The organism is Maribacter sp. IgM3_T14_3, from assembly GCF_049603095.1.
Lineage (GTDB): Bacteria > Bacteroidota > Bacteroidia > Flavobacteriales > Flavobacteriaceae > Maribacter.
Genome location: NZ_CP187138.1, coordinates 1,492,327 through 1,518,581, shown reverse-complemented (window position 1 = coordinate 1,518,581; position 26,255 = coordinate 1,492,327). Strand labels below are relative to the sequence as shown.

Below are 26,255 nucleotides of genomic sequence, written 5' to 3'. Positions count from 1 at the left end.
ACTCCTAACTCCTAACTCCTAACTCCTAACTCCTAACTCCTTTTTTTGGGTTTCGACTGCGCTCAACCGGACACGTTTATCATTTGTTTTACGAACACCGAACACCGAACACCGAACACCGAACAACCAATCACCTATCTCACCTGCCCATTCCCTTTTACATACCACTTATTGGTTACGAGGTGTTGCAACCCAATAGGCCCTCGCTGGTGTAATTTATCGGTACTGATAGCTAATTCACCACCAAGTCCGAATTGCCCACCATCAGTAAAGCGTGTAGATGCGTTATGATACACGGCCGCAGTATCAACGGACTGCATGAAAATTTCTGCTTCTTCTTCGTCTTTAGTAATGATGGCAGCTGAATGCCCGCCACCATAGGTGTTAATGTGCTGTATGGCCTCTTCAACATCTGGTACTTGCCCGATGACAATCTTGTAATCTAGAAATTCTTCATACCAAACAGATTCATCTTCCATTTGTGAAGTACCTTCTAATCCTGCTAATTTTGCATCGGTTAAAATGTTTACATTATGTTTTTTCAATGTTTGAACCAAGTGATTTAAAAATTCCATTTTACGAGGTAAATCTCTTGAGATAATCACTTTGTCTACCGCATTACATGCTGATATTTTTGTGGTCTTGGCATTGATGATAACATCTAAAGCCATTTGTAAATCTGCTTCATGAGAAACATATACAAAGTTATTTCCACGACCACTAACAATTACAGGACATTGCGCATGCTGTTTGACGAAGGCAATCAATTTTTCGCCACCACGCGGAACAATCAAATCGAGTTTTTGAGTTGGTTTTTCAAGAAACTGTTGGGTTTCTTCTCGCGAATAATTGAGATAGGTAATCCAATCTTCAGAACACTCGCAAGACTCTAAAGCTTTATGCCACAAATTGACTAAAACCAAATTGGAGTTCAATGATTCTTTTCCCCCTTTTAGTAATATTTTGTTTCCCGATTTAAAAGCGATTCCGGCAGCTTCGATAGTGACATCTGGTCTAGATTCATAGATAATCATAATAGTACCGAAGGGAGCCGTTTTATTACTGATTTCTAACCCGTTATCATGGGTAAATTGAAAACGTTCTACATGTAACGGATCGGCTAATGCAGCTAATTTTTTTAAGGAAGAAACCATTTCTCTAACCTTATCTTTATCCACCTTTAGGCGGTCGATCATTGCAATATCATCAGATTCGAAAGAGTTTAAATCTTTCTCATTGGCAGACATTAAAATTGATTCTTCTTGTAGAACCAATTCTGCCATCCGTTTTAATACGGCATTTCTTTTTGCTAAACTGAGCGTTTTTATCATGATAAAGCAGTCTTAAGAGCGGTGAAAAACACATCTAAATCTTGTTTGGTAATATTCAATGCAGGTAGAATTCTAAGTACCGTTTTGTCTTTTGCACCGCCGGTAAAAAGGTGGTGGTCATAAATAAGTTTTTTGCGTAAATCAGCTACCTGAAAATCGAACTCTAGCCCCAACATCAATCCCCTACCTTTTACTCGTTTTACTTGCGGAATTTCTTTTGCCTTTTCATTGAAATACACACCCAGTTCTTCGGCATTTGCCATTAGGTTCTCTTTTTCAATGACTTCTAAAACAGCCAATGTGGCTACGCAAGCTAAATGGTTACCGCCAAAAGTAGTACCTAGCATTCCGTATTTTGCTTTAATGTCTGCATGAATAAGAACACCACCAACGGGGAAACCATTACCCATACCTTTCGCAATACTGATAATATCAGGTTGTATGTTGTGATGTTGAAATCCGAAGAATTTGCCACTTCTACCAAATCCGCATTGTACTTCATCGGCAATCAACAAAGCATCATTTTCTTTACATAATGCTGCTACCATTTGTAAAAATTCTGTGTTGGGTTCATCTAACCCGCCAACACCTTGAATAGATTCTATGATTACGGCACATACATTCTTAGAAATTTCCCTTTCAAAACCCTTTGCATCGTTTAGATCAAGAAAAACGACCTCATGTTGTTGATTTATTTCAGCATTTATAGACGGATTATCGGTTGCCGCTACAGCAGCAGAAGTACGCCCATGAAATCCGTTATTGAAGGCAATTATTTTAGATTTTCCGGTAGCAAAAGATGCCATCTTAAGTGCGTTTTCATTGGCTTCGGCGCCAGAGTTACACATAAACAGATTATACGCCTCGCAACCAGAAACAACGCCTAATTTTTCAGCAAGTTCTTCTTGAAGCGGATTTTGAACTGCATTACTATAAAATCCGATTTTATCTAATTGATCTTTCAAGCGCTTTACATAATGTGGGTGCGCATGACCAATTGATATTACGGCATGACCGCCGTAGAAATCCAAATAATCTTGACCTTTGTCATCGGTAACCACAATACCTTTTGCAGAAACAGGTGTAACATTATATAGTGGGTAAACGTCGAATAATTTCATAATTCAAAAGATTCAAGTTCCATAAGAACTAATGTATACTGGTATTTTATTTCGTTTTAAATTCGGTAATCTTATCGTATGAGGCAATAATACCACGTATTAATGATGAGCTTAAACCTTGATGTTCCATTTCGTTTAGACCCGTAATAGTGCATCCCATTGGTGTCGTTACCCGATCAATCTCTTGTTCTGGATGATTGCCCGATTCAATAAGTAAGCTTGCGGCACCGTTGCACGTGTGCATAGCTAATTCTTGAGCCTCTTGAGCATCAAAACCTAACTGAATGGCACCTTGTGTTGTGGCGCGAATAAGACGCATCCAAAAGGCAATGCCACTGGCGCAAATAACGGTGGCTGCTTGCATTTGAGTCTCAGGTATCTCCATACAATGACCCATTCTGTTGAAGATAGCCTTTGTTAGGTCGATACGTTTTTTACCTTTTTCATTACTGCAGATACACGTCATAGATTTACCAACAGAGATAGCGGTATTGGGCATACTTCTAACAATATAATTGTCTTTGCCGATAACCGCCTCTATTTTGTCAATACCGAAACCGGTTATTGTTGAAATAATAACATGGTTTTCAGTAAGTAAATCTTTTACATCTTCTAGAATTGCAGCAAAATGAACTGGTTGAACGGCGAATATTAGAATGTCTGAATTTTGTATGGCCAAACGATTATCATTGGTTACAGTCACCTTATTGTGTTTCTCAAAATCCATAATAGATTTTGTGTCTCTTTTGGTAAGGTACATGGTGGTAGCACCGTTACTGTTCAGAATTCCGTTTGCAATGGAAAGTCCTAAATTACCTGCTCCTATGATTGCTATTTTCATGTTTTATATTTTTCTTGTACCAATTACATAGTACTTTTTAAATTGTTTCTAAAAGACACCGGCCTTTAGGTTCAAACCCAGACTTTCTTCTAATCCAAAAATGAGGTTCATATTCTGCACCGCTTGTCCCGAAGCTCCTTTTAAAAGGTTGTCAATTACTGAGGTAATCAATAGAATATCATCATGTTTATGTAAATGAATATGACATTGATTGGTATTCACAACCTGCTTTAGATTAATGGGTTCATCTGATATTTGCGTAAACACTGCATTCTTATAGAACTCTTTATAGATCTTTTCCGCATCTTCTAAACTACCATCAAATTTCGTGTAAGAAGTTGCTAATATTCCACGGGTGAAATTCCCTCTATTCGGAATAAAAAATAGGTTGCCCGTATTCTCTTGAAGCGAATGTAGGCTCTCATTAATTTCCCCTAAATGCTGATGGGTAAAAGGCTTGTACCAGCTTACATTATTATTTCTCCATGAAAAATGCGAAGTAGCCGACGGACTAACGCCTGCCCCAGTACTGCCGGTTACGGCATTTATATGTACTTCGTTCTTTAATAGATTTGCCTTAGCCAGCGGCAACAATGCCAATTGAATAGTCGTTGCAAAACAACCTGGATTGGCAATATATTGGGCATTTTCTATGTCACTTTTGTTCAATTCTGGTAATCCGTATACAAACTGCTTTCCGTCAAAATTAGCATCGGCATGTAATCTAAAGTCATTGCTTAAATCAATGATAACAGTATCTTCAGAAAAATGATGTTCTTTTAAAAATGCTGTAGAATTACCATGGCCCAAGCATAGAAAAACCACATTCACATCTAGATTTACATTACCTGTAAATTCAAGGTCTGTAGTGCCTAATAAATCTGGATGCGCCGTAGTTACTTTTTTGCCAGCTCTAGTAGTACTGAAAACAAAATCAATTTCTGTTGCCGGATGATTCAATAGAATTCGAATAAGCTCACCACCCGTATAACCAGAACCACCAATAATACCTGCTTTAATCATAATTTTATTTTTTCGTAATTAGTACGAAGTATTAAGTATTAAGTACGAAGTACTTGAATAACACTTTTAATCTTTTTACTTAATACTTTGTACTCATTACTTAATACTACATTTTCCTAACTCCTAACGACCTATTTATCGCCATTCACATGGTTATAAATTTTTCCAGGATTTGATAGAATTTTAATAAAGCCTTTCGCATCATCTGCCGTCCAACCTTTATTTACTTCACCATATTTACCGAAAGCATCGGTCATTAAATCATGTTTAGAGGAAATGCCATGCAACCTGAACTGAAAAGGATACAAGCCGACAAATACATCGCCAGAGACCATTTTTTGTGTGTCTGTCAAGAAAGTCTCTATGTTTCTCATAACAGGATCTAGGTAGTTGCCTTCGTGCAATAACATGCCGTAGAAATTGCCTTGTTGTTCTTTTTGATATTGTTGCCACTTAGTAAGCGTATGCTTCTCTAATAAGTGGTGCGCTTTTATAATAATCAAGGAAGCCGGAGCTTCAAAACCAACTCTACCCTTAGTACCAATTATAGTATCACCAACATGAATATCTCTGCCAATGGCATACTTTGAAGCTAGAGCCTCAAGCTTTTCAATATTTGCAACTGGGTTATCTTTTTTACCGTCGATAGCAACCAACTCACCTTTTTCGAAAGTCAGCTTTACATCGGTAGGGTTCTTTTCTTGTAACTGGCTTGGGTAAGCACTATCTGGTAATGCTTTATCAGAAGTTAAAGTTTCTTCACCACCAACCGATGTTCCCCATAAACCTCTGTTTACAGAGTATTTTGCTTTCTCCCAAGGGTAATCTACCCCGTTTTCTTTCAGGTATGCAATCTCTTCCTCCCTTGCTAGTTTATTATCTCTAATAGGGGTAATGATTTCAATTTCGGGTGCAATAATCTGAAATATCATATCGAAACGGACTTGGTCATTACCGGCACCTGTGCTGCCGTGTGCGATGTAACCAGCCCCTACTTTTTTGGCGTAGTTTACAATCTCGATTGCCTGTACAATACGTTCTGCACTCACCGAAAGCGGGTAGGTGTTGTTTTTTAGTACGTTGCCAAATATTAGGTATTTTACTACTTTGTCATAAAATGTCTGTACGGCATCAATAGAAGTGTATGAAGTTGCGCCTAATTCGATCGCTTTTTTCTCGATTTCTTTTATTTCATCGGATGAGAATCCGCCAGTATTTACACTAACGGCATGTACTTCAAATCCTTTGTCTTTTGATAAATGTTTTGCGCAGTAAGATGTATCTAATCCGCCACTGTATGCTAGTACTAATTTTTTCATTATAATATGTTCAAATCCCGTGATGCCAGGTAATTATTGTTTTGGTTTGATAGTGTTTAGAAAAGAGAGGTTAGAAAAAATAAAATAGAGAAGAGATGTTAGAAAAAAAAGGTTGAAAAACCTTCATCAGCCAGCTCATTTTTTTAATTTTCTATTTTCTATACGCTAACTTTTATTTTCTTCCTTCTTTTTAAGAAACAAACTCTCTTTAATACTTTTTAATCTTGTAAAAGCTTTGCTATTTACTGGTTTCATTTCCTCAGATTTTTTCTTAATGTTACCATCGTAGAGCATGCCTGTACATAAGCACATTTTTTGCTCTGTTCTGGTAAGAATATCGAAGTTCTTGCAAGTTTGACAACCTTTCCAAAATTCTGGATCATCGGTTAGTTCTGAAAACGTAACAGGTTTGTAGCCAAGCTCGTAGTTAATTTTCATAACAGCTAAGCCTGTGGTAATACCAAATATTTTAGCATCTGGAAATTTCTGTCTACTAAGTTCAAAAATCTTGGCTTTTATGCTTTTCGCAAGTCCCTGACCTCTGTAGTCTGGGTGAACTATGAGTCCTGAATTGGCAACAAATTTCTCATGCCCCCAAACTTCGATGTAGCAGAAGCCTGCAAATTTATCTCCGTCCAAAGCTAAAATAGCATTGCCATTAGATAGTTTTCTTTGAATATATTCAGGGGTACGTTTTGCAATACCGGTTCCACGAACTTTAGCAGATTCAGCTATGGTATCGCAGATATCCTGAGCGTATTTAAAATGTGATTCGTTAGCAACAATTAAGTTCATTGCCAGATAGATTTAAAAGTGTAAAAAAAGTTTTGATTTGCTGTGCGGAAATGGACTCACCTAATTCCATAATTATATCTTACCCTTACGGGCGACGACGGCGAGATGTGAACGGACGCGCAAGAGCAACTGGGCTCACGGTACTATATAAAAAGTAGATTTCTTCGTTCATTATAGGGTAAATGTACAAATTATATTTATTTGACATCCCCAAGAGTATAATTTTTACAAAAACCTCACTTTTTGTTATTATGTGCAACAATTTCATAAATAATGAAACCGTACACTGCAATATATTCAATGGCGATAAGCCATAGGTTTTCTTTGAAATCTGCCTGAGAATAAGCGAAGTAGCTCAAAACAATGGCAGCAGACCATATTATAGCATATCTGTATGTAGTAAAAACAGAAAGCAGAACCAGAAATATGCCATACCAAGGGTGCACGGTAGTAGACATAAAGTAATAAATTGTCAAAACCCACATCATAGACCAAAGCACTCGGTTTAAGTCATATCTTTTTGGTAAAAATGTAAATAGACCTACGGTGGCTATGGTAAGTAGCGGTGTAATTTTACCATATTCTTTAATGAACTCCCACGGTTTAGCATCAAAATGCATGGCAGTTTTTTTAGCGATATTATAGATGCTAGCATTGAATTCAAAATTTGAGAACCATAGTTTTATGGTTTTCGAATAGTTATCAATAAACTCGGGAGTATTAAATGGTAGAAAAAGTACAATAGAGGTTATACCGATGATGGTATAGAAAATGATACTTTTTTTCCATCCTAAGTACTTAAAGAATAAAGGCAAAAATAAGAGTGGAACAAGTTTTATTGAAATCGAGCATGCCATAACTACACCTGCAGTTTTCCATTTATCAATAGATAATAGAAACATGGATAAGATGAAGAAAAATAGCATAACCCCTTCGAAATGAAGGTTGCCGGTAAGCTCTACAATTACAAGCGGATTTAAAAAGTACCAGAATATTAAATGGGGAGATCTGTTCAAATTTTTCAGCAGCTTTCTCCCGAAAAAGAAAACACCAATATCAGCCAATATAATAATAGACCTCATAACCACTAACGAGCCGAACATACTTTTGCCGCCAATAAGAGCTGCCAAAGCAAATAAAAGCTGGTTTAATGGGGGGTAATTACTGTAATGCCGTGCGCTTAAACTACCCATGCCCTCATAAAGTGCATTGGCATTCGGTATCATAGACACCATATTTTGCATAAGTTCGTCGGGAGTGTGTAAATAGGGGTTGGCACCACTAGATACCAAGTGACCATCCCAAATAAAACGATAAAAATCTTGAGAAAGATTAGGTTCGGCACATAGAAAAATGAGTCTAAAAATGATGCCGATACCCAATAGAAACCTAAAGTTGAGTTTTTCGAACTGTATAAGTTTAAAACAGAAAAAGAAAAGCGCAACTAATAGGGTAAGAAGCTTTATGAAATCTGTTCTCTGCAGGTGATAGGCAAATGTGTAGTAAAATACTAAGCTTAATAATGCCAATATCAAGGAAACCTTGTGGAGCTTCAAAAAAGTTCTTAGGTGAATTGGCATTGGGGGTTTGGTTTATAAACAAGTCAATTTACTGGTTTTTATTTAAATATGTTTTAGCGTTCCATCATTTTGCCAATAAGTTCTTTCATCATTTTTGCCGCCAAATAAGCGGTCATATCGTGGAAATCACGATCAGGGTTATATTCTACAATATCAGCACCTACTACTTCGGTATCAATACTATGAATCAAATCTAACACTTGCCGCGATGAGAGTCCGCCTGGCTCATGATGAGAAACCCCAGGAGCAAAGGCAGGGTCAAAACCATCCATATCTAAAGAAATATACAGTGGATTTTTAAATTTCGGAATGTTGTTTAGGTCAAGGTTCCGCATTTCATGAACCTCTACATGGTACTTTTTTGCTTGTGCAGCCTGATGCGGATTCAAAGTTCTTATACCAACTTGAATCAATTTTACGGCAAATCCATTTTCCATAATACGTGCAAAAGGACATGCGTGAGAATACGGATCGCCTTCATAGTCATGGTACAGATCAGCATGGGCATCGATATGTAAAATATCTAGTTTTGGGTAATGGTCATGAAATGCTTTTATAATAGGAAATGTAACCGAATGATCACCGCCTAATGAAAGTAGTTTAGCGCCAGATTCAATATTCTTTCTGGTAATGTCTGTAATATCAAAATACTCATTTATGGTAAAATCACCTTTATCGGTTATGGTATCACTTTCAATCGATGCCCCTAGTTCGGTATATAGATTCATCGAGTCGCTGTACAGTGCTTTTCTAATTAGGTTAGGAGCTTTCGCCGGTCCCTGTTGAAAAGAGGACTTAGCGTCCCAGTTTAGACCTTGAATATTAATATTTTTCATAAAGTTGAGTTCTTTTGTCCGTTGCTGTATTAGTACATTGTATTTGGGTTCTTAGATTTTTCGGGTATTTGTTGAATAGAATCCCAATGTTCGCAAATTTTACCATGGTCGTCAAATCTAAAAAAATCCATGGTAATGTATTTGTCATTTCCTGGCCATATTTGGTGCGTATGTAATGCCACTAAATCACATTCGGCAATACAACGTACAAATTCAATAGACTTTTCTGGGTATTCTCTCTCCATACGTTCAAAATAATCAATGAAACCCTGTGTGCCGTTGGCTACATCTGGGTTATGTTGAATATATTCGTCACCTACATATTTTTCTATAGCCACTTTTGGTTGCCCTAAATAAGCTGTTCTGTAGAATGCGATGGCATTTTCTTTATTTTTCTGTAAGTCCATAATTTAAAATTTAGTCCTTAAGTATTTCAGTTATCGGAAGTTTTAATTTTTTATATTCATTAGGCAGGTCAACAAAAGCTTCATTAGTAAAGCTAAATGTACTACCTCCGTCAAAAAATCCAATAATTACCTTCTAATTTACCGTTTTCGCTAGAGGTATTTTCTCTTGTAACATTATTAATTGAATATTGATTTTTCTCTTTGTTATACCAAATACCCAAGGCGCGCAAATCATTTTCGTCAGTGTAATTAAAAGAAATGCGTGGTGCTATAGTACCTTCCTTATTTACAATAGTCACCTCTTTGTTGGTGAAATTTTCTAACTCTTTAGCCCATGGCAGTTTGTTTTCTTTCCATTTTACTAATTGCCCCCATTGTGCCAGGGTCAGTGCGGTATCTTTTTCTGTTTGTATAATGGTAAAAAGATGTTCTTGTACAATCTCAATTTTATGGTCTTCTGGATAAACGGTTACGGTGTTTTTGTCGGCCGCAATTTTGCTCTCTTCAATACCAAAAAATGAAGCTAAGAGAAAGAAAATAATTTTAATTTGTTCCATTGATAAGACTATAGGGTTAAGAATTTCACGCTTTATAATTATCTTAAGTTAGTGAATATATATTTTTATGGTTTAATGCGGTTATTCTTGTGATTAGTTTAAGTAAGTCTTGAAAAATAGTTTAATTCTTTGATGTGAAAAAGCCTTAAGTGTTGAATGTAATAAGAGGAGTGTATATAATCAAAATCAGTATCTTTAAATCTTCCCCAGCTGCTGTTCAGAATAATAACGAGAAGCAGAATTATAACAAGCTAAAATCAAAATCAATTATCATGAAAAAAATTATTTCTACGAGTATTGCAACAAGCTTTTCTATAGCTTTTCTGCTGCTCTCTTCTTGTAAAGAAGAACCAAAGGTTGAAGTAGACCAAACTGTAGCCTTGAACAAATGGTTCGATGATAAGTACGAAGAGCAGTTACAAATGAGTCCGTTAGGATTGACCGCTCAAGGTCGAAAAGACCAATATGATAAAATTGATGATTTAAGTAAGGCAGCTGAAGAAAAAGAGTTGGCGTGGTATACAGAAACTACCAACGAATTAAAAGAGAAATTCGATTACGATAAGCTTAATGATGCCGATAAAACGTCTTATGATCTATGGGTTTATCAATTCGAAACATTAAAAGAGGGTGCCAAGTTTGAGAATTTAGATTACGTTTTTGACCAAATGCGCGGTATGCATACACGTTTACCAAGTTATTTGATCAATTTTCATAAGGTCGATAGTATCGCAGATATGAACGCTTATATCTCTAGAGTAAAAGAGGTATCTAGAGGTATTGATCAATTGGTGGTGAGAGCAAAAGAACAAGCTACGGCAGGTAATCTTCCTCCAAAATTTGCATTTACCACGGTTATCGCTCAAACAAAATCATTAAAAGATGGTACACCATTATTAAATGATATGAATGGTAAAATTGATGCGCTTGTAGCATCCGAAAAAATAACGACAGAAGAGGCTACTTCACTTAAAGAGGAATCAGTAAATGTTCTTAATGATTATTTTTCACCATCGTATGAGAAATTACTGGCTTGGTTAGAAAGCGAAATAGAAAATGCTGAAGTTGCCCCAACGGGAGTAAGCCGTCATGAGAATGGGAAAGATTTTTATAATTACCGATTAAAGGTGTTCACGACAACCGGAATGACTGCAGATGAGATCCATCAAATCGGACTCCAAGAAGTAGCTAGAATTAAGGGGGAGATGATGGCGATAAAAGAAGAGGTTGGCTTTGATGGAGATTTAAATGCTTTTTTCAAATTTGTAAATACAGACCCTCAGTTTTTCTTTCCAAATACAGACGAAGGTAGACAGGGGTATTTAGATGAGTCGACTAAGTACTTAGATGATTTAACGAAGAAGTTACCAGACTACTTTGGTATTTTGCCAAAAGCGAAATTAGAAGTAAAAAGAGTAGAAGCATTTCGTGAACAAGATGGAGCACCACAACATTACTCAGCTGGTACGCCCGACGGATCTAGAGCAGGTACATATTATGCGCATTTATCAGATATGAGCGCGATGCCGAAAACTACGATGGAAGGTGTTGCGTATCATGAAGGTAACCCGGGGCACCACATGCAAATTTCTATAGCACAAGAGTTAGAGGCGGTACCTAAGTTTAGAACTCAGGCTGGTTTTAGTGTCTACAGCGAAGGTTGGGGTTTATACTCAGAAGCTTTGGCGAAAGAAATGGGCGGATACCAGAATCCGTATTACGATTTTGGTCGTTTGGTAAATGAAATTTGGAGAGCAATACGACTGGTAGTAGACACAGGTATACATGCAAAAGGGTGGACAGAAGCCGATGCAATCAAATATTTCACCGAGAATTCTTCTATCTCTCAAGGTGCTATTGTTGCAGAAGTTCAGCGGTATATGGTAATGCCAGGGCAAGCAACTTCTTATAAAATAGGAATGCTTAAAATTCAAGAATTGCGTAAAATGGCCGAGACTGAATTAGGCGATAAATTTGATATTAAAGGCTTTCACGATACTATTCTTGGTGGCGGTGCTTTACCATTAAATTTATTAGAGCGTAGGGTAAAAGCATGGATAGCATCCCAGAAATAATAAAAATTCATCTATTTTAAGGTATATTAACACGCCATAAACAAAAGTTTATGGCGTGTTTTTTTTAATAGGAGTCCGGTGGATAAAAAAGAAAATAAATCGATACGTAAAAAACAACCATGGCCTACAAAAGAAGCTATGCAGCAGGTATATGAAAAGAACTTGTGGGGAAGTAGTGCTTCAGATTTTTACTCTGGTGATGGATCACATCGTTCAGAAATTGTACAGCCTTATATCGCAGCGGTGATTACTTTTTTAACGGCATTTAAAAACCCCATTTCAGTTTGCGATTTAGGATGCGGAGATTTTAATGTGGGTAAAGAATTGGTGCGGTATACCAAGAACTATATAGCCGTAGATATTGTTCCAGAACTAATGGAACGCAATATGAATAATTTCAAAGCAACGAATTTAGAATTTCAATGTTTAGATATTGCCAAAGACAAATTACCCATCGCAGATTGTGCTATTATTCGACAAGTATTACAGCACATCTCTAATGATGAGGTGAAGCAAGTTGTGGCTAAGTTAACTAATTATGAATACGTAATCGTTACAGAACATCTGCCAGAAGGGGATTTTACACCCAATAAAGATATTATCTCAGGTCAAGGCACTCGTTTAAAAAAGCAGAGTGGTATCAATCTATTGTTGGCACCATTTAATTTTAAGGTGATTGAAGAGAGCGTGTTATTGTCGGTTACTGATGTACCCGGCTTAATTGTAACCACTTTATATCGTTGCAGATAAATCTCATTTTTAAGCATAAAATTTTTCAATCCTGATAAATATCATAGTATACATTAGCATTGTCATCTAGCTTTGATGGTATCATAAAAACAAACGTAGATGAGCAAAGTAGAAATAAATCAAGGAGAGATTAAGGTGAAATTTAATGAGCCAACTTCAGGTAAATTATCTTTTGAAGAATTAGGAATTTCTAATGAAGCAGCAGAGTTAGAAAGTGGATTGCTTCGTTTAGTTTTTGATTTAGAAGGTATTGGTGAGCATGATTATTACCAAGTACCAACTTTAGAGTTGTTTTACGAAGAAAATATGTCTGAGACCCATTGGGTATGTGAGTTTAACGGAAAAACTATTCTAGATAAATTAGACCATTATGGTCATTCAACCATTTTATTATTGAATAGAGAAGTGTTGAGCAAGCTAGAGCAGCATCATGAAAATGTATTAATAGTTCATGCTGAGTTTCCACAACCGGCAAAATTAAATTTAAAAGAATCTTCTATTCGTTTATTTAAGTAAACGAGAATAAATTTTTAAGAAGAGGATAGCGAAAGGTTCGTTTGTTTTACAGTGGTAGTTCATAACAAGCAGACCATTTAGATTGTTGTTTAGTTCAAAGGTCATTTTCGCTATCCTTCTTTTTTACAGCTTCTTGCTGCATATATCCAAGAGCCCAAACAGCGATTCCTGTCCAAAAAAACAGCTGATTGTATTGGGTAATGTCAGGTATGGGATCTTCACCAAAAACTCCCATTTCCATAAATTGAAAGACTAGCCCTACTACAACGATGACTAAAGCAATATAGATTACTGTGTTTGGTTTTTTCATAATTGATATTTTCTTTTTCTAGAAATTAAAAGTAGCAGACCACCAATTATCAAAGTAATCAGATAAGGTAAATAATTCAAGGGTGTTTGATCACTTTTAGCTGTTGGCACTACCCATATATCATCTTCTAAAATGATGTTTAGTTCGTGTTTATTATCGCGCTGGATGGTAAGTTTTTCCTTTGGAAATCCATCCAATAAAAAAATAACTACAGATTGGCTATTGTGTAAATCTTCAAATAATGCATTCTTTAAATAGATGCGGTTTACTTCTTCAGGTAGACCAATTATTTCGGTAACTATCTTGGTTTCGTGACCTAAAAACACTTTGGAGTTTTTGAAATGAAGCCTGTTATTTTCGTTAAGTACAATAGAGAATTTAGACTCAAAAAGTTGAAGGACTAAATCTTGAAATTCTTCCGGCGATTTATATGCACCTTCCCCATTAACATAATTTACCTCTTGTTGAAAAGCTGTCAATGAACTGGTTAGTTGTAAAACAATTTGCCCATTTTCCGTTTTAGAAATAATAATACTAGAAAAATCAGGATTATGGGCAAGAGCAACATTTCCTATCCATAGTAAACTAAAAAATAATACTTTAAAACTTCCTGTTTTACAAAGCATATTCACCACGTAAACCATCAATAAAATTATTGTTTCCGGCGTAATCTACGTGATAATGGTATCCTCTAGTTTCATCGTAATGACCACGAGAGTCATCTAAGTCTGTATAGGCTTTACCTTCAGCATCTGTATTTCCGAAAATACCATATCCATCAAAAGCATAACCAATCATAGCAGCATGGTTGTCTGACTGTTCAATTTTTTTAGAAACACCAGTAGCAGCATGGTAGTGATATCCTTCGTTTAAATTTATATGTCCGCCAGCATCGTCAAATGGAGCTAAAGTATACGCACCTAAAATAGCATCTACAGGCGCGGGAGCGTTAAAAATAACCCCATTAAATGCCAAGCCTCTATTAGATGGCATCGTAGAATTCCCTTCTGGTCCTCTATTTGGTGGTGGTCCTGGTCTTTCATGTCCATCATCTGGTCTGCCGCCAGGAGGTGGTCCGCCAGCTGGTCCGTTAGAAAACGAATATGGAGTTTTAGCTTTTTTGGGAGTAACAGGTATATAATATGTATGTGTAATATCAGTGACGTAAGACGGTAAACATTCTACACAAAAATTTTGATATTCTTCGCCTACATTTGGGTTAGCGGCATCGTTACATTCATCTTTAGTACTTGTTTTAGTGATTTTGCCCGTTTCACTATTGTACATCATCCAAGTTTCATCATCATAGAACGTACCTAAGTTTTTTACGAATTCGCCATCTACATCATACACTTTACCATCTTCTAACCAAATGCCACCAGCAGATGCATCATCAGCAATATTATCAGGACACCATGGTCCCATTTCATGATCAGTTGGGGTAGAGGTGACCACTATTTTATAACAATCTGAAGTAGAACCATCAGATAATTCTCTACTAACAATAGAAATGGGTTCTAGTAAACCATCAGATAAAAAGTTCTCTTTCTTTACAGAAATGGTTACTTCATTATCAGTGTCTGTTTTAGTATCTGATTTTCCGTTTTTACAAGCTGTAAAAAATAGTAGTAGTAGACCTACAACTATGCTTTTAAATTGAACTTTCAACATCATAAATTTGTATTGGTAAGGATTTTCAAGTTAATAAATTTATAGTGTGTATGTTACATTACATCACGTTATTTATGATGATATCAAGAATTAAACTTAACTCTAAAGCAATTCAATGACCATTATTAATAGTAATAGCAGTTGTTCAGTTTTGGACATTTGTGTTATAAGAAACTATCTTTTAATTGTTGAACTAGTTTAGTGCCATCTGGATCTGCCTGCGTTTTTAGATTACAAAATTCTTCAGCCCATTTAGAAGTTCTTATACGTAAAGGTGGGTTGTCGTTTTGTGCCACCTCTAAAACTACATTGGCAACCTCTAGTGCGGTTTGGTAAACCTGATCTTTACTTTCATTGGCTCTCTTCTGGTTACCCGCCGTGTATTTTTCAAAAATTCGAAAACGTAAATTCATTTTTTGGGGTTTATTTTTCTCTTAGCACAACTGAATTAACCACTAGGTCTTGTAAGGCTTTTTTCTTTTGATTACCTGTTACGGTAAGTAACGATACCCAGCCTAAAGAAAATTTAATCAAGAAACGGAACAGGGCAGGTGCTAGACCAATATTTTGTTCTGTAATTGCATCTTTTTGAACCATAATTTTACTGTATGAATGTCCGATTGTACCACCGAATTGGCTTGTGAAAATTGGGTCGTAAAGAAGAAATAATAAAATCGCTATTGAAATTCTTACGTAGTTCGGTACGTTTTCAAAAAGACTTAAAATTTCGGATACTGCGTACATAGCAGCTATAAGTAGAATTCCATCAATTACTACCGCTTTAATTCTGTCGGGTAATAAAGCATATTCTTTTGTCATAATTTGTCTTTAGTGGTATTAGCTGTTGTTATTTTCTTCTTTAATAAAAGAATTATTGCAAAAAGTAGATTCCAGATGAAGAAATAGATCCAAATATTATTGGCAAACTCTGTACGACAAGGTGGGCACGTACGACCTGAAATACAGGCTTCGCAAAATATTAAATAGGGGTCAATTAAAAACCTGATTAAAAGCAGGATATTCACCAAAACCCAAATTAAAATAATTCGATTTTTATATTTCATTAACTAATCGATTTCTTTCTGATATTGAATTTTAGTCTTTGTCAATATTGATGTGTCAATTTTCATCCATATCCGAAATGTTTTATTTGCTGGGTTTATGACTTCAATAATTTTGAATTCTACATCGCTAGCATCAATCGGCATTCCTAAAACTCTAATTTGAATCAAACTAATTTTTACAGCAGGTGGCTTTTTAAAAGGTGATTTTTTCCAGTCATTAGAAGTAGGTTTAATTGTTTTTGTAAGTTTTAGATTGTTCTTAATTAGGTATTCTTGAATTCTGTCATAATTCTGTAATAGTGTATTTTCCTGTACGCCATTCACAGATAAATTCAATCTTTTGTTCCATAGTCGTTGTTTCTTTCCAAGGCATAACAATTTGATTTTAATCTCAAATTATAACCTTAAAAATGTAAACTATGTGACTTTAACTTTGTAAAGGATGTGCCTTTAATGTACCCCTTTCTTTTAAGCCCTAAGCCCGTATTGTTTATAGGTTGTGTTAGCTGTTTTTTTTTACTAACGTATTTGATGATTCAATTAAATTTTCCACAATTATTTTTGCTACTATATACTCCTCAATAATTAAATCAACTACGGACATCATCTGCTTTTTTGCAATAGTTAGTGTTCTGTAGTCTTCTGGGAGTTTGGATAATGATTCTTGCATAAATTTCACTCCTTCAATTGCACTATCAAGTGCTGATGGTAATGTTTCTACACTTTTTACATTTTTCTGAACATTTTCAATGTCCTGTGTTATCAAGAAATGAATCATTATTGCTTGTTCAAAGGCGAAAATCCCTGCCCCAAATGTCTCGGAGAATATTTGGCATTCATTTTCCATTCTTTTAGAAGCTATTTTGATGTTCTTAGCATAGGTGCCAACTGATGCGATTACTCTGGGAGATTGGAATGTTAAGCCAATTTCATTAAAATGTTTAAACTGCTCGGTACTTTCGTTTGACTTCAAAGTCAAAGATTCAAGTAACTCAATTGTTTTAATTGTTGAATCTTTTGAATCCTCTATGCAAGTTGATTTTTCGGCTATGTCATATATGGTTTGTGTGTCAATATCTTCTCCTTTGAATATTTTAATAGATTGATATTCGTAATTATTATCAGTCAACAATTCGGCTATCTTTTTCTTTGCTTTTATGTTTAGCTGATTTCTTTTAGGAATATCAATTTTCCACTTTTTTTTAGTCTTTTTGATATTTCTCTCAGAAATTTCTATCCAGTAAGTTAGATTTGTTTCAGGTATATGTGCAATTAATAAAATTGGAATATCAAAATTCAACCAATAGTTATAATGAATATTGGAGATATAGTAAGTCAGTTTATCACTTGAAACTGAAAAATTTCCTATTCCTAACTTTATTTGGAGTGCAATGAATTTTCCAGTTGGATTTCCATCTTCCGATTCTTCAATCAGAGCATCTATTCCAACATCTACAATTGGCTGTTCTCTAAAAATCCAATCAAATTCACGAAGAATAATGCCTTCTGTTGCATTTACTCCGAGTCTTTCAGTTGACTTATATCTCATAGTTTAATTTAAATAACAGCTAACGTTCCGGCTATGGCAAGTAGGGCGGCTGATAAGCGATTACTTGCCACCAAGCACTTAGCAAAACCTTTGGGTTTTGTTTTTTCTTTTTTTTTCTGGACAAAGCAAAATCCCAAAGATTTTGCGGACTCTACAATTACGCCCAAGCACTTAAATATAGGACTTTCTGCCCTATTTGCTATAGCCATTGTTGAACTAATCCTCGTGCCTCGGAAGCTTTTAGTTTGATTATAAAAATACATTATCTTAATGAGTTCATTAAAATCTTAGCATGATGTATTTAAAAAAAGTCAAAGACGATTTTAGAGGTCGCCTTATCAGAAGTCCCCAGATTTAAAGAACTAGCCCTTACTTTAGAAAAGAGTTTTGCCATTAATGGTAAAGCTATCAGTACACTGCGCAACTACCTGCGCTGTCTTGCACACCTGGCCATTTATTACAAATGTAGTCCAGAGGCCCTTAATGAGGAGCAAATAAACGACTATCTCTACCATTGCCAGAACCTGCACAAGACCCCTTCGGAGAGCTTTTTTAAACATACCATCTATGGGCTTCGTGCTGCCTATAAGGTTATGGGGATGGATAAAAAACGCATCAGACTTCCACAGATAAAAAGACAGAAAGACCTTCCTTTGGTACTTAACAAAAAAGAGGTTCGTGAATTATTAAAGGCTCCCAAATACTTAAAACATCGTTTGATATTAGCGATGCTCTACGGCTGTGGTCTGCGCAGCTATGAACTCTGTAATCTCTTACAAGCAGATATAGATTTTGATAGAAAGACTGTGTTTGTGAAAAAACAAAAAGGAAAGGTAGACCGTTATCTTCCCTTGAGTCCCCACCTTGCCCGTGGCCTGAAAACGTATTTCAGGACAGAAAACCCCGTAAAATATGTTTTCAATAGTCAGGTTACCAAAGACGGGGAGGCAGGCCCTCTTACCACAAGGGGCATCCAATGGGTTATCAAGGAATGCCGCTCTAAAGTAAACACCCAAAAGAAATTTACCGCACATACCCTTCGCCATTCCTATGCGACCCACTTACTGGAAGATGGGATGAATATCATGAGTCTAAAGGAACTGCTAGGCCACGCTCATATTGAAACTACCATTGTGTATTTACAGGTGTCCAATATGGGTAGCTCTATGAAGTTTAGTCCACTAGATACTTTATTTACACCCTAGTGCATCCTACATATAAGGTGGCAGATGTGCTGAATTTAGAAGTAGACCATCTGCAGGATATTACTCATAATAGTTGGAACGCGCGAGGGCTGCACGCCATACGTAAATGTCGTACTAAAGCCCTTGGCGGACATTTAGACTGGTGTATGGAGTGTAACAAGCTGCATTTACAATTTAATTCTTGTCGCAACAGGCATTGTCCTACCTGCCAAGGTCATAAGCAGCAAGAGTGGATAGCAGCCAGATCGCAAGAGCTTCTTGCTGTGCCCTATTTTCATGTAGTCTTCACATTACCAGACAGTCTTAATCCTGTGGCACTGCGCAACCCTCAGGTATTGTATAAGATTTTGTTTGATACCGTTTGGGAAACACTCACTGCCTTTGGGAACAATCCCAAGCATCTGGGCGCAAAATTGGGTATGATAGCTGTCTTGCACACCTGGGGACAGAATTTACAATTGCACCCACATTTACATTGCATAGTACCCAAGGGAGGGGTCTCAAAAGCTGGGTTTTGGAAAAAGGGAAAAGGGAAGGATAATTTTCTGTTTTCGGTAAAAGCAATAAGCAAAAAATACCGAGGACTTTTTGTGGCAAAATTACGCAAGGCATTACCAGAATTACCGCAATCCTTATATGATACACTATTCAAAAACGAGTGGGTGGTCTATGCCAAGCCTCCTTTTTGAAGGCCGGAACATGTCATTGAATATTTGGGTAGGTACACGCATAAAATAGCGATTAGCAACCACCGAATATTGAATATCAATAATGAAAAAAGCGAAGTAACTTTTAGCTTAAAAGACTATCGTAAAGGTGGCCAAAAAACAACAATGACCCTCACGAACAAGGAATTTATACGGCGTTTTCAACTCCATATACTCCCTAAAGGATTTACCCGAATACGCCATTATGGGTTTTTGAGTAGTAGTTGGAAAAAGGAGAAACTAACGCTCTTACAACTGCAAGTAGCGGATAAGGATTTATTACATATTGAAACACTTGTAAGACCAGAGAAATCGCTGCACAGGATTTGCCCTAGCTGTAAAAAAGGGGAATTAATCACCCTTTTAACCTTTGATAGCCGTGGCCCACCACAGGATTACCAAAAGACCATAAAACGTAAACTATTGAAATTCAATGTGTAAGAATGGTGCTGAAAAGTGCCCTAGCATACTACTGCCCAAAACGAAGGAAAAACAGGTAAAACCACGCAAATACTCAAAAGGAGTATGGGTTTTACAGCAAAAATTTCTTCATTATGTGGTTTTCTGCAAAAAAGAAAACTGTAGCACCATATAACAATGACCTGCTTCCTTGCCAAGGTCTAGACAAACTTCACGAATTACCCCTTATTTACAAACCCCGGATCAGTCAACAAGTCATATAGCGCTAGCCTATCGGCGCGCCATATGCTTAGTTATTGTGTGTAGTTATTTTATTTTTCTATAATTAATGTTTCTTTCTTTAATTTCCATCAAATTCTGAAATCCTAAATAATAAACAGAGGCAAAACTTGTATTAGTAAATTTCTTCTCTAGGGCTTTTATTATATATTCATCTGTGTTCAAAAACTGATTTTGGTCGCCCCAAATAATTAGTATTTCGGAATTTCCATTATTCTTGTCATCATATATTTTTTTTGCACTTTCTTCAATATCCTCTTCGAAAATCACAACATAATCGAAGCCGTAATCTATATAAATGTTATTGTTTCCAAAATAATTGGATTGATAATTAACTGGAACGGGTAAAAGATTATAACTCTCAGCGATTTCTTTAAAGTCCGTTCGGTTCAGGTTAAAATTTAGAAATTCGTTTTTAGTTGTTAATTGCTCAATATTTTTTTCGATACTATTGGCTATTTCTTTAGACATTCTTTTGTACAATTTTTCTCTTCCTTTTGGAATTTCATCACTATCCCAAGGTGTACAAATTTGAATATTAATTTTAATTGGTGGTTTATAAACTTGACTTATGAAATTAGATATTTTTTCACAGATATTTTTAGCTTGATTATACCTTGATATATAATCTCGAATTACAAATTGAGTTACTTGAACACCAATTAATCTTCCATCAGTATTTACAAATAAATCTGGATTCATATGTCCATCATTCTCGTTTTGAGAAAAGTACATTACTTTCTTCTTTTCAACTTGTCTTAAATAATTAATGAATAGATGTCCTATTATGTATTCAACTTGTTTTGTATTCTTTTCCTCAAACCATTTTGTTCTGTTATGCGCTGGTCCATTCAAAGAATAAGGAAGTTTGAATTGCCCTATTAACTGATTTTTCCCTTGGTTTAGCTTGTGGTTTAATTTAAGCATTAAGTTTGTTCATAATTACACACAACGGTCTCGGCTATGAGTAGTTGCGTGGTTTAGCACTTAACTTAGCAAGTACACACCAAACTGAAAATCCGCAAGGATTTTCAGAAGTAGGCGAGGACAAGCAATTACTTATAGCCAATGTTGTACGCTGGCATTTTAATTCCATTTATTTTGACTGTCGTTCTATCAATATAATCAGTTGCTTTTTAACTTTTTGGCGATTTCGTCATAATATTCCTGCGTTAGAACTTCCGTCCAAGTTGTCGGTTGTCCGCCACCATATAAAGCCAAATACGTTACATCACTATCTTTAGTCGATGAATGCCAGTGTTCGATATCCTTTTCACATTTAATCACCTCTCCTGTTTTTAGAATTACAGGCTCTTTTCCTCTTTCTTGATAGTATGCTTCTCCATCCACAATGATTAAAACTTGGGCAGAACCGTGTTTGTGCCAATCCAAGGTGGAATTGGCTTTAAAAGTTGCTTTTGTGATATTATAACCCAATTCAGCGTCATCGTGAATAATACCATTCAACCAGGCTTCTCCAATGTAATGTGTGTTTGGTGCTTTTGTACCCTCTGTAAAATATGATGAAACCTTATATTCAGAATCTTGGGAAAATCCAGATAATGAGGCTAAAATAAACAGGACTAAAATTGATTTTTTCATTATATTTTTATTTGAATGTTTATATTTTACGTTTGGTTTTCTCTGCTTGCGTACAACGGGAGTTTGCGCAGCAACTCCATTTCGAATAAAAATAAATGATTTGTTTTGATTTATAGGACCCTAAGCGAAGGTTTTATAGCCGGTTCTTTTGTGGTAAACTAAATTTCCAAGAAAAGGAAAGTCGCCCAAAATGGCTGAAATGGCTCCGAATAGGGCAAAAAATATGTCGACAAGCCTTTTGAGCCTGTCCTTCAACACTTTTGGGTCAAGAATGGACACAAGTCTGCTAAGGTTGTAGCATATCATGATCAGGTTTACCTCGGAGAGCACGTTCTGTTTTCCTTTCATCAATGTATGGGTGAAGCCCCATTGTCTTTTGATGGTCCCGAACTGGTGCTCGGTGATCTGTTGCCTGAGCCTATAATATTCCGGATTTTCCTCCACTCTTTTCTGGTTTTCCTCCAAGGCCTCCTGATAAATGGAGCGCTCTATGAAGCGTCCGTTCTTGTTCGTGGTACAAAGGTGCCTTACGGGGCAGACCTTGCAGGCCTGTCGGTTCTTGTAATGCTTGACCTTGTGGCCCGCCTTATTGTAAACGGTTCCATTGGTCACCAATATCTGTCCGTCGGGACAGGTATAGGTATCCATTTCCCTGTCGTATTTAAAATCGACCATGGGATAAAGGCCGTTGTGTTGGGAAGAATGCTCCTTTGGGGATGAGTAAGTTGTTATCCCGTTCTTGGTGCAGATGTCCAGGTGTTTGCCCGTGGTGTACCCTTTATCGGTAAGTGTCCTCATTTTTTCCACGCCCAAAAGTTGCTTTGCATCGAGTGCCATGGGCGAAAGTGCGTGTGTATCGTTTACGGTGCCCGTGTCGTTGTTGACGAAGAGTTTGTATTTTGCATCACACCCTGCCTGCACGTTATAGCCCACATTGATTATGTTGCGGTGCAGTACTACCGATCTGGCATCGGGATCGGTAAGGCTGATCTGTCGTTCCCCACTGGTGCGCAGCTCTTCCCCGATGTTGCGGTATCTTTCCTTCTTCGATTCCTGGTAGGCAATTTTGTCCTGTATTTTTTCGGTATCCGAATCTCCGTCCTCGGCATCAAGTTGTTGTTGGTATTCCAGTATCTTGTTGTCTATGTACTCGATATGGCGGTCGATCTTGTTCTGGTTGAAGTTGTTCTTCAGGGCGTTCTGGGCCCTTATCTTGAAGGAGTCGATGGCAATGGTCTCGCCTTCGATTAGTTCCCAATCCTTGAGCAGCACCACAAAATACCTGAATGCCCCTTTGAAGGCTTTTGGGTTACGCTTTCTGAAATAGGCTATTTTCCTTGCGGACGGCCTTAGTCCCTTCAGGAGCCATATGACCTCGAGGTTTACCTTGCAGGCATGTTCCAATTGGCGGGAGGAGCGCAGTTTGTTCTTGTAGCCGTAGAGATAGAGTTTGAGCATGTCCGAGGAACGATATGGTGGCCTGCCCTCGTTGTTCAGCACGTCCCTGAACCCCAGGTCGCCCATTGGGAGGATATCCACGAACATATCGACGATCCTTGCCCACGAATCGGGACCCAGGCAGGATTCGAAATCCATCATTACGAGTTGGTCCCTGTCAAAACCTGTTATAAAATCCATACCATTAAGATAATCAATATCAATACGTTATGGTATTGGCCGTGCTAAAGGAAATCAACAAAGTTATTAAGAAAGGGTAGGTTTTTGCGCAGTCTGACGTCTAGTATAAGAAAAGTAGGGCTGGTACTAAGCGATAATCTTTCCGTTTAGCCACAAGCCAAATCTTTTGTGTTTTGTTTTTACCTTATTTTTCTAAAAGCCAAATCAAAAGATTTGGCGACTTCATAAATACGCCCAAGCCTTTGTTTAAGAACCATTATGCCCTATTTTTTTTATACATTGTTGGCAACTGGCTTTTCAACGTCCAATGCGAAATTGATGATACTTTCAACGTGGATTTTGGTTGTATCGAACACAGGTAATTTAAAATCTTTTTGTCCAATTAATATAGGTATTTCTGTACAGCCTAAAATAATTCCTTCGGCTCCTCTCTCAATTAATCCATTCGCATATTGGATAAATTTTTTCTTGGATTCTATACTTACAAATCCTTTCCCAAGTTCATTTTTTACGATATTTTGTATTTCTTCTATATCTTTATTTTCTGATGGTATAATAGTCTCGATGTTATATTCTTTCAGTTTATTTCGGTAAAAATCCATTTCCATTGTAAATTTTGTACCTAACAGTCCTACCTTGCTCAACTTTTCCTTTTTGATTTCTTTTGCAGTAGCCTCTGCGATATGAATAATTGGAATGTCAATTTTTGATTGAATTTCGTCAGCGAATAAATGTGCTGTGTTAGCACACAAAACTATAGCATCTACATTGCTAGAGACCAGATTTTTGCAAGCATCGAAAATTAAGTCAAAAGAATTAGTCCACCCTTTGTTTTGAATATCCGAAAAATTCAATGAATATATTATACATTCGGCAGAGTTTAAACCGCCTAGTTTTTCATTGATTCCTTGATTGATGTATTTATAATAATCCAACGTTGAAGTCCAACTAATTCCTCCTACAAATCCTATTTTTTTCATCCTCTATCTTTTTTTTTAGCTTGTTGCCAACAATTGTATAAAGTAACAAGTTACTTTATATCTATTTTAACACGAATATGATTAATAGCAATCATATTCTCATTTTAGATGTAAGTTAAACAAACTAAAAGAATTGAAACAAAAAAAGGGACAGCCAATGGCTATCCCTTTTTAATATCTTGTTTAAAGCTATTTTATGCTCTTGAGGTCAAAGATTTAAAGAATACAAACCCAAAGCCTAAGAATAACATAAAGTGAAACGGAAACAGTCCGAAATCATTTAATGGTATAGCGCTGTACATACCGAACATGAAATAGACCATTAAGGCAAATTCTAATATCATATTTGGCGATAATTTCTTAGCTAAATATTTATTGCCTTTCCAGCTTTGCTTTATAGTGCTAATATTGAATTTTGGTGTACGTACAAATTCACTTCTTTTACCCATATGACCTTCAATTACAGCAATGGTATTGTGTAAAGAGAAACCCAAGGCAACCGAGAAAAAGGTAAAGAAGATACGTATGTAATCTACAAAGTTGTTAAAGCCGCTACCCTGTATGCTCTTGTAAGTAAACCAATAGCAAACGAATAAGATGATCGTACTTACGGTAAACAGACTTAATAGAGAGAAAACCCAGTCTAAATGACCGTAGGTATTTTTAATATATAGCGATGGTATACTTAATATGGCTACCAAGAAAACGCACAAGAACATAGAGCTGTTCAATAAGTGCATTACCCCGTGAAACTTTGTTTTAAAAGAAATATTTTTTGCAGTTATAACGCTCCATACCGTTTTTCTAAAGTTTTCTGCACCACCTTTGTTCCAACGAAATTGTTGTGAACGTGCTGCACTGATAACTACAGGTAATTCTGCAGGAGTCTCTACGTTTTCTAAATACTTGAATTTCCAATTTTTTAACTGCGCTCGGTAGCTCAAATCTAAATCTTCGGTAAGCGTATCGCCTTCCCAGTTACCAGCGTCGATAATACACTCTTTACGCCAAATACCTGCGGTACCGTTAAAGTTGATAAAATGACCTTTGCTGTTTCGCCCCACTTGTTCTAAAGTAAAGTGAGCGTCTAAGGCAAAAGCCTGTATTTTTGTTAGGGTAGAGTAATCGCGGTTCAAGTGTCCCCAACGGGTTTGTACCACACCAATTTCTTCATCTTTAAAGTAGATGACTGTTTTCTTCAACCAATCTGAAGCCGGTAAAAAATCGGCGTCGAAAATAGCGATGAACTCACCTTTGGCTACTTTAAGTCCTTCTTTTAAAGCACCCGCTTTAAAGCCAGAGCGATCTGTTCTTGTAATATGTTGAATATCTAAACCGGTCTCTTGTAATTTTGCAACAGTGGCTGCAGTGGTAATAACAGTTTCATCGGTAGAATCGTCTAATACCTGAATTTCTAATTTACTTTTAGGGTATTCTATTTTTGCAATGTTTTCCAATAAACGGTCCATTACATACTCCTCGTTGAATACAGGTAGTTGAATGGTTACGAACGGAATTTCTTTTGGGTCTAATAAATTAAATTTCTGAGCTGTCTGATCTTGTCGTTTATTAGATAGGTAGTTGATTAACAGGTTTAACTGTGCCAAGCTATAAAAGAAAATCAATAGTAATGAAATACTATAAATTACGATGATAAAATAAGCTAAAGCTAGTTCCAT

At 36.5% G+C, this 26,255-nt stretch carries 26 protein-coding genes and 1 pseudogene; 5 read left to right on the top strand and 22 right to left on the bottom strand.

The features are described 5' to 3' along the window. Positions 1-134: 134 nt before the first annotated feature. From ACPF9A_RS06890 to ACPF9A_RS06845, 10 genes are all read right to left on the bottom strand, one after another. Positions 135-1,331 carry a glutamate-5-semialdehyde dehydrogenase gene (locus tag ACPF9A_RS06890; protein WP_424002895.1) on the bottom strand — a complete coding sequence of 399 codons (1,197 nt, stop codon included), beginning with the start codon at positions 1,329-1,331 and terminating at the stop codon, positions 135-137. Next, the gene (locus ACPF9A_RS06885) at positions 1,328-2,452 is read right to left on the bottom strand and encodes an aspartate aminotransferase family protein (protein WP_424002893.1); all 1,125 of its coding nucleotides are present in this window, start codon (positions 2,450-2,452) and stop codon (positions 1,328-1,330) included. Before ACPF9A_RS06885 ends, ACPF9A_RS06890 begins: the two co-directional genes overlap by 4 nt. Positions 2,453-2,498: 46 nt before the next feature. Beyond that, positions 2,499-3,293: a pyrroline-5-carboxylate reductase gene (gene proC, locus ACPF9A_RS06880; protein ID WP_424002891.1), complete on the bottom strand. Its 795-nt coding sequence runs from the start codon at positions 3,291-3,293 to the stop codon at positions 2,499-2,501. Positions 3,294-3,341: 48 nt separating this feature from the next. Beyond that, positions 3,342-4,316, bottom strand: coding sequence for an N-acetyl-gamma-glutamyl-phosphate reductase (gene argC / locus ACPF9A_RS06875; protein WP_424002889.1), 975 nt, complete (start codon positions 4,314-4,316; stop codon positions 3,342-3,344). A gap of 131 nt (positions 4,317-4,447) precedes the next feature. Continuing rightward, the gene (argG, locus tag ACPF9A_RS06870; protein WP_424002887.1) at positions 4,448-5,635 is read right to left on the bottom strand and encodes an argininosuccinate synthase; all 1,188 of its coding nucleotides are present in this window, start codon (positions 5,633-5,635) and stop codon (positions 4,448-4,450) included. A gap of 165 nt (positions 5,636-5,800) precedes the next feature. Then, positions 5,801-6,430 (bottom strand): GNAT family N-acetyltransferase, encoded by a 630-nt coding sequence (locus ACPF9A_RS06865; RefSeq protein ID WP_424002885.1) that lies wholly within the window; start codon positions 6,428-6,430, stop codon positions 5,801-5,803. Between the two features lie 236 nt (positions 6,431-6,666). Next, on the bottom strand, positions 6,667-8,010 hold the full coding sequence (locus tag ACPF9A_RS06860; RefSeq protein ID WP_424002883.1) for a mannosyltransferase: 1,344 nt from the start codon (positions 8,008-8,010) through the stop codon (positions 6,667-6,669). Positions 8,011-8,063: 53 nt separating this feature from the next. Further along, positions 8,064-8,846, bottom strand: coding sequence for an agmatinase (gene speB, locus ACPF9A_RS06855; protein WP_424002881.1), 783 nt, complete (start codon positions 8,844-8,846; stop codon positions 8,064-8,066). A gap of 29 nt (positions 8,847-8,875) precedes the next feature. Beyond that, the gene (locus ACPF9A_RS06850) at positions 8,876-9,253 is read right to left on the bottom strand and encodes a nuclear transport factor 2 family protein (RefSeq protein WP_424002879.1); all 378 of its coding nucleotides are present in this window, start codon (positions 9,251-9,253) and stop codon (positions 8,876-8,878) included. Between the two features lie 110 nt (positions 9,254-9,363). Continuing rightward, positions 9,364-9,810, bottom strand: a complete 447-nt coding sequence (locus ACPF9A_RS06845) for a hypothetical protein (RefSeq protein ID WP_424002878.1) — start codon at positions 9,808-9,810, stop codon at positions 9,364-9,366. Positions 9,811-10,082: 272 nt separating this feature from the next. On the opposite strand from ACPF9A_RS06845, the gene ACPF9A_RS06840 reads away from it, so the two are divergent. The 3 genes from ACPF9A_RS06840 (at position 10,083) to ACPF9A_RS06830 (ending at position 13,151) form a co-directional block, all read left to right on the top strand. Beyond that, a complete protein-coding gene (locus ACPF9A_RS06840) occupies positions 10,083-11,885 on the top strand; it encodes a DUF885 domain-containing protein (protein WP_424002876.1) in 1,803 nt (600 codons plus the stop codon). A gap of 78 nt (positions 11,886-11,963) precedes the next feature. Beyond that, the gene (locus ACPF9A_RS06835) at positions 11,964-12,635 is read left to right on the top strand and encodes a class I SAM-dependent methyltransferase (RefSeq protein WP_424002874.1); all 672 of its coding nucleotides are present in this window, start codon (positions 11,964-11,966) and stop codon (positions 12,633-12,635) included. Between the two features lie 99 nt (positions 12,636-12,734). Continuing rightward, the gene (locus ACPF9A_RS06830; RefSeq protein WP_424002872.1) at positions 12,735-13,151 is read left to right on the top strand and encodes a hypothetical protein; all 417 of its coding nucleotides are present in this window, start codon (positions 12,735-12,737) and stop codon (positions 13,149-13,151) included. 94 nt (positions 13,152-13,245) lie between these two features. On the opposite strand, the gene ACPF9A_RS06825 is transcribed toward ACPF9A_RS06830, so the two are convergent. From ACPF9A_RS06825 to ACPF9A_RS06795, 7 genes are all read right to left on the bottom strand, one after another. Beyond that, positions 13,246-13,461: a hypothetical protein gene (locus ACPF9A_RS06825; protein ID WP_424002870.1), complete on the bottom strand. Its 216-nt coding sequence runs from the start codon at positions 13,459-13,461 to the stop codon at positions 13,246-13,248. Then, positions 13,458-14,087 (bottom strand): hypothetical protein, encoded by a 630-nt coding sequence (locus ACPF9A_RS06820; RefSeq protein ID WP_424002868.1) that lies wholly within the window; start codon positions 14,085-14,087, stop codon positions 13,458-13,460. Before ACPF9A_RS06820 ends, ACPF9A_RS06825 begins: the two co-directional genes overlap by 4 nt. Continuing rightward, on the bottom strand, positions 14,077-15,135 hold the full coding sequence (locus tag ACPF9A_RS06815) for a YHYH protein (protein WP_424002866.1): 1,059 nt from the start codon (positions 15,133-15,135) through the stop codon (positions 14,077-14,079). The genes ACPF9A_RS06820 and ACPF9A_RS06815 overlap by 11 nt, the downstream gene beginning before the upstream one ends. A gap of 161 nt (positions 15,136-15,296) precedes the next feature. Beyond that, a complete protein-coding gene (locus ACPF9A_RS06810) occupies positions 15,297-15,545 on the bottom strand; it encodes a hypothetical protein (RefSeq protein ID WP_424002864.1) in 249 nt (82 codons plus the stop codon). 10 nt (positions 15,546-15,555) lie between these two features. Then, on the bottom strand, positions 15,556-15,951 hold the full coding sequence (locus ACPF9A_RS06805) for an RDD family protein (protein WP_424002862.1): 396 nt from the start codon (positions 15,949-15,951) through the stop codon (positions 15,556-15,558). A 248-nt stretch (positions 15,952-16,199) separates the two neighbouring features. Continuing rightward, complete coding sequence (locus tag ACPF9A_RS06800) at positions 16,200-16,532, bottom strand: hypothetical protein (RefSeq protein WP_424002860.1); 333 nt, start codon at positions 16,530-16,532, stop codon at positions 16,200-16,202. Positions 16,533-16,698: 166 nt separating this feature from the next. Continuing rightward, complete coding sequence (locus ACPF9A_RS06795) at positions 16,699-17,745, bottom strand: DUF4365 domain-containing protein (protein ID WP_424002858.1); 1,047 nt, start codon at positions 17,743-17,745, stop codon at positions 16,699-16,701. Between the two features lie 599 nt (positions 17,746-18,344). Here ACPF9A_RS06795 and ACPF9A_RS06790 point away from each other — a divergent pair. Together ACPF9A_RS06790 and ACPF9A_RS06785 are read left to right on the top strand one after the other, a co-directional pair. Then, positions 18,345-18,950, top strand: coding sequence for a tyrosine-type recombinase/integrase (locus tag ACPF9A_RS06790; RefSeq protein WP_423997595.1), 606 nt, complete (start codon positions 18,345-18,347; stop codon positions 18,948-18,950). Next, positions 18,950-20,098, top strand: a pseudogene (locus ACPF9A_RS06785) (IS91 family transposase). The gene ACPF9A_RS06790 and the pseudogene ACPF9A_RS06785 overlap by 1 nt, the downstream one beginning before the upstream one ends. A gap of 285 nt (positions 20,099-20,383) precedes the next feature. Here ACPF9A_RS06785 and ACPF9A_RS06780 read toward each other — a convergent pair. The 5 genes from ACPF9A_RS06780 to ACPF9A_RS06760 form a co-directional block, all read right to left on the bottom strand. After that, positions 20,384-21,283, bottom strand: a complete 900-nt coding sequence (locus tag ACPF9A_RS06780) for a hypothetical protein (RefSeq protein WP_424002856.1) — start codon at positions 21,281-21,283, stop codon at positions 20,384-20,386. 198 nt (positions 21,284-21,481) lie between these two features. Then, on the bottom strand, positions 21,482-21,958 hold the full coding sequence (locus ACPF9A_RS06775; protein ID WP_424002854.1) for a cupin domain-containing protein: 477 nt from the start codon (positions 21,956-21,958) through the stop codon (positions 21,482-21,484). Between the two features lie 120 nt (positions 21,959-22,078). Further along, positions 22,079-23,596: an IS1182 family transposase gene (locus tag ACPF9A_RS06770; RefSeq protein WP_423997090.1), complete on the bottom strand. Its 1,518-nt coding sequence runs from the start codon at positions 23,594-23,596 to the stop codon at positions 22,079-22,081. A 272-nt stretch (positions 23,597-23,868) separates the two neighbouring features. Then, positions 23,869-24,576 (bottom strand): aspartate/glutamate racemase family protein, encoded by a 708-nt coding sequence (locus ACPF9A_RS06765; RefSeq protein ID WP_424002852.1) that lies wholly within the window; start codon positions 24,574-24,576, stop codon positions 23,869-23,871. A gap of 194 nt (positions 24,577-24,770) precedes the next feature. Beyond that, positions 24,771-26,255 carry a cellulose synthase family protein gene (locus ACPF9A_RS06760; RefSeq protein WP_424002850.1) on the bottom strand — a complete coding sequence of 495 codons (1,485 nt, stop codon included), beginning with the start codon at positions 26,253-26,255 and terminating at the stop codon, positions 24,771-24,773.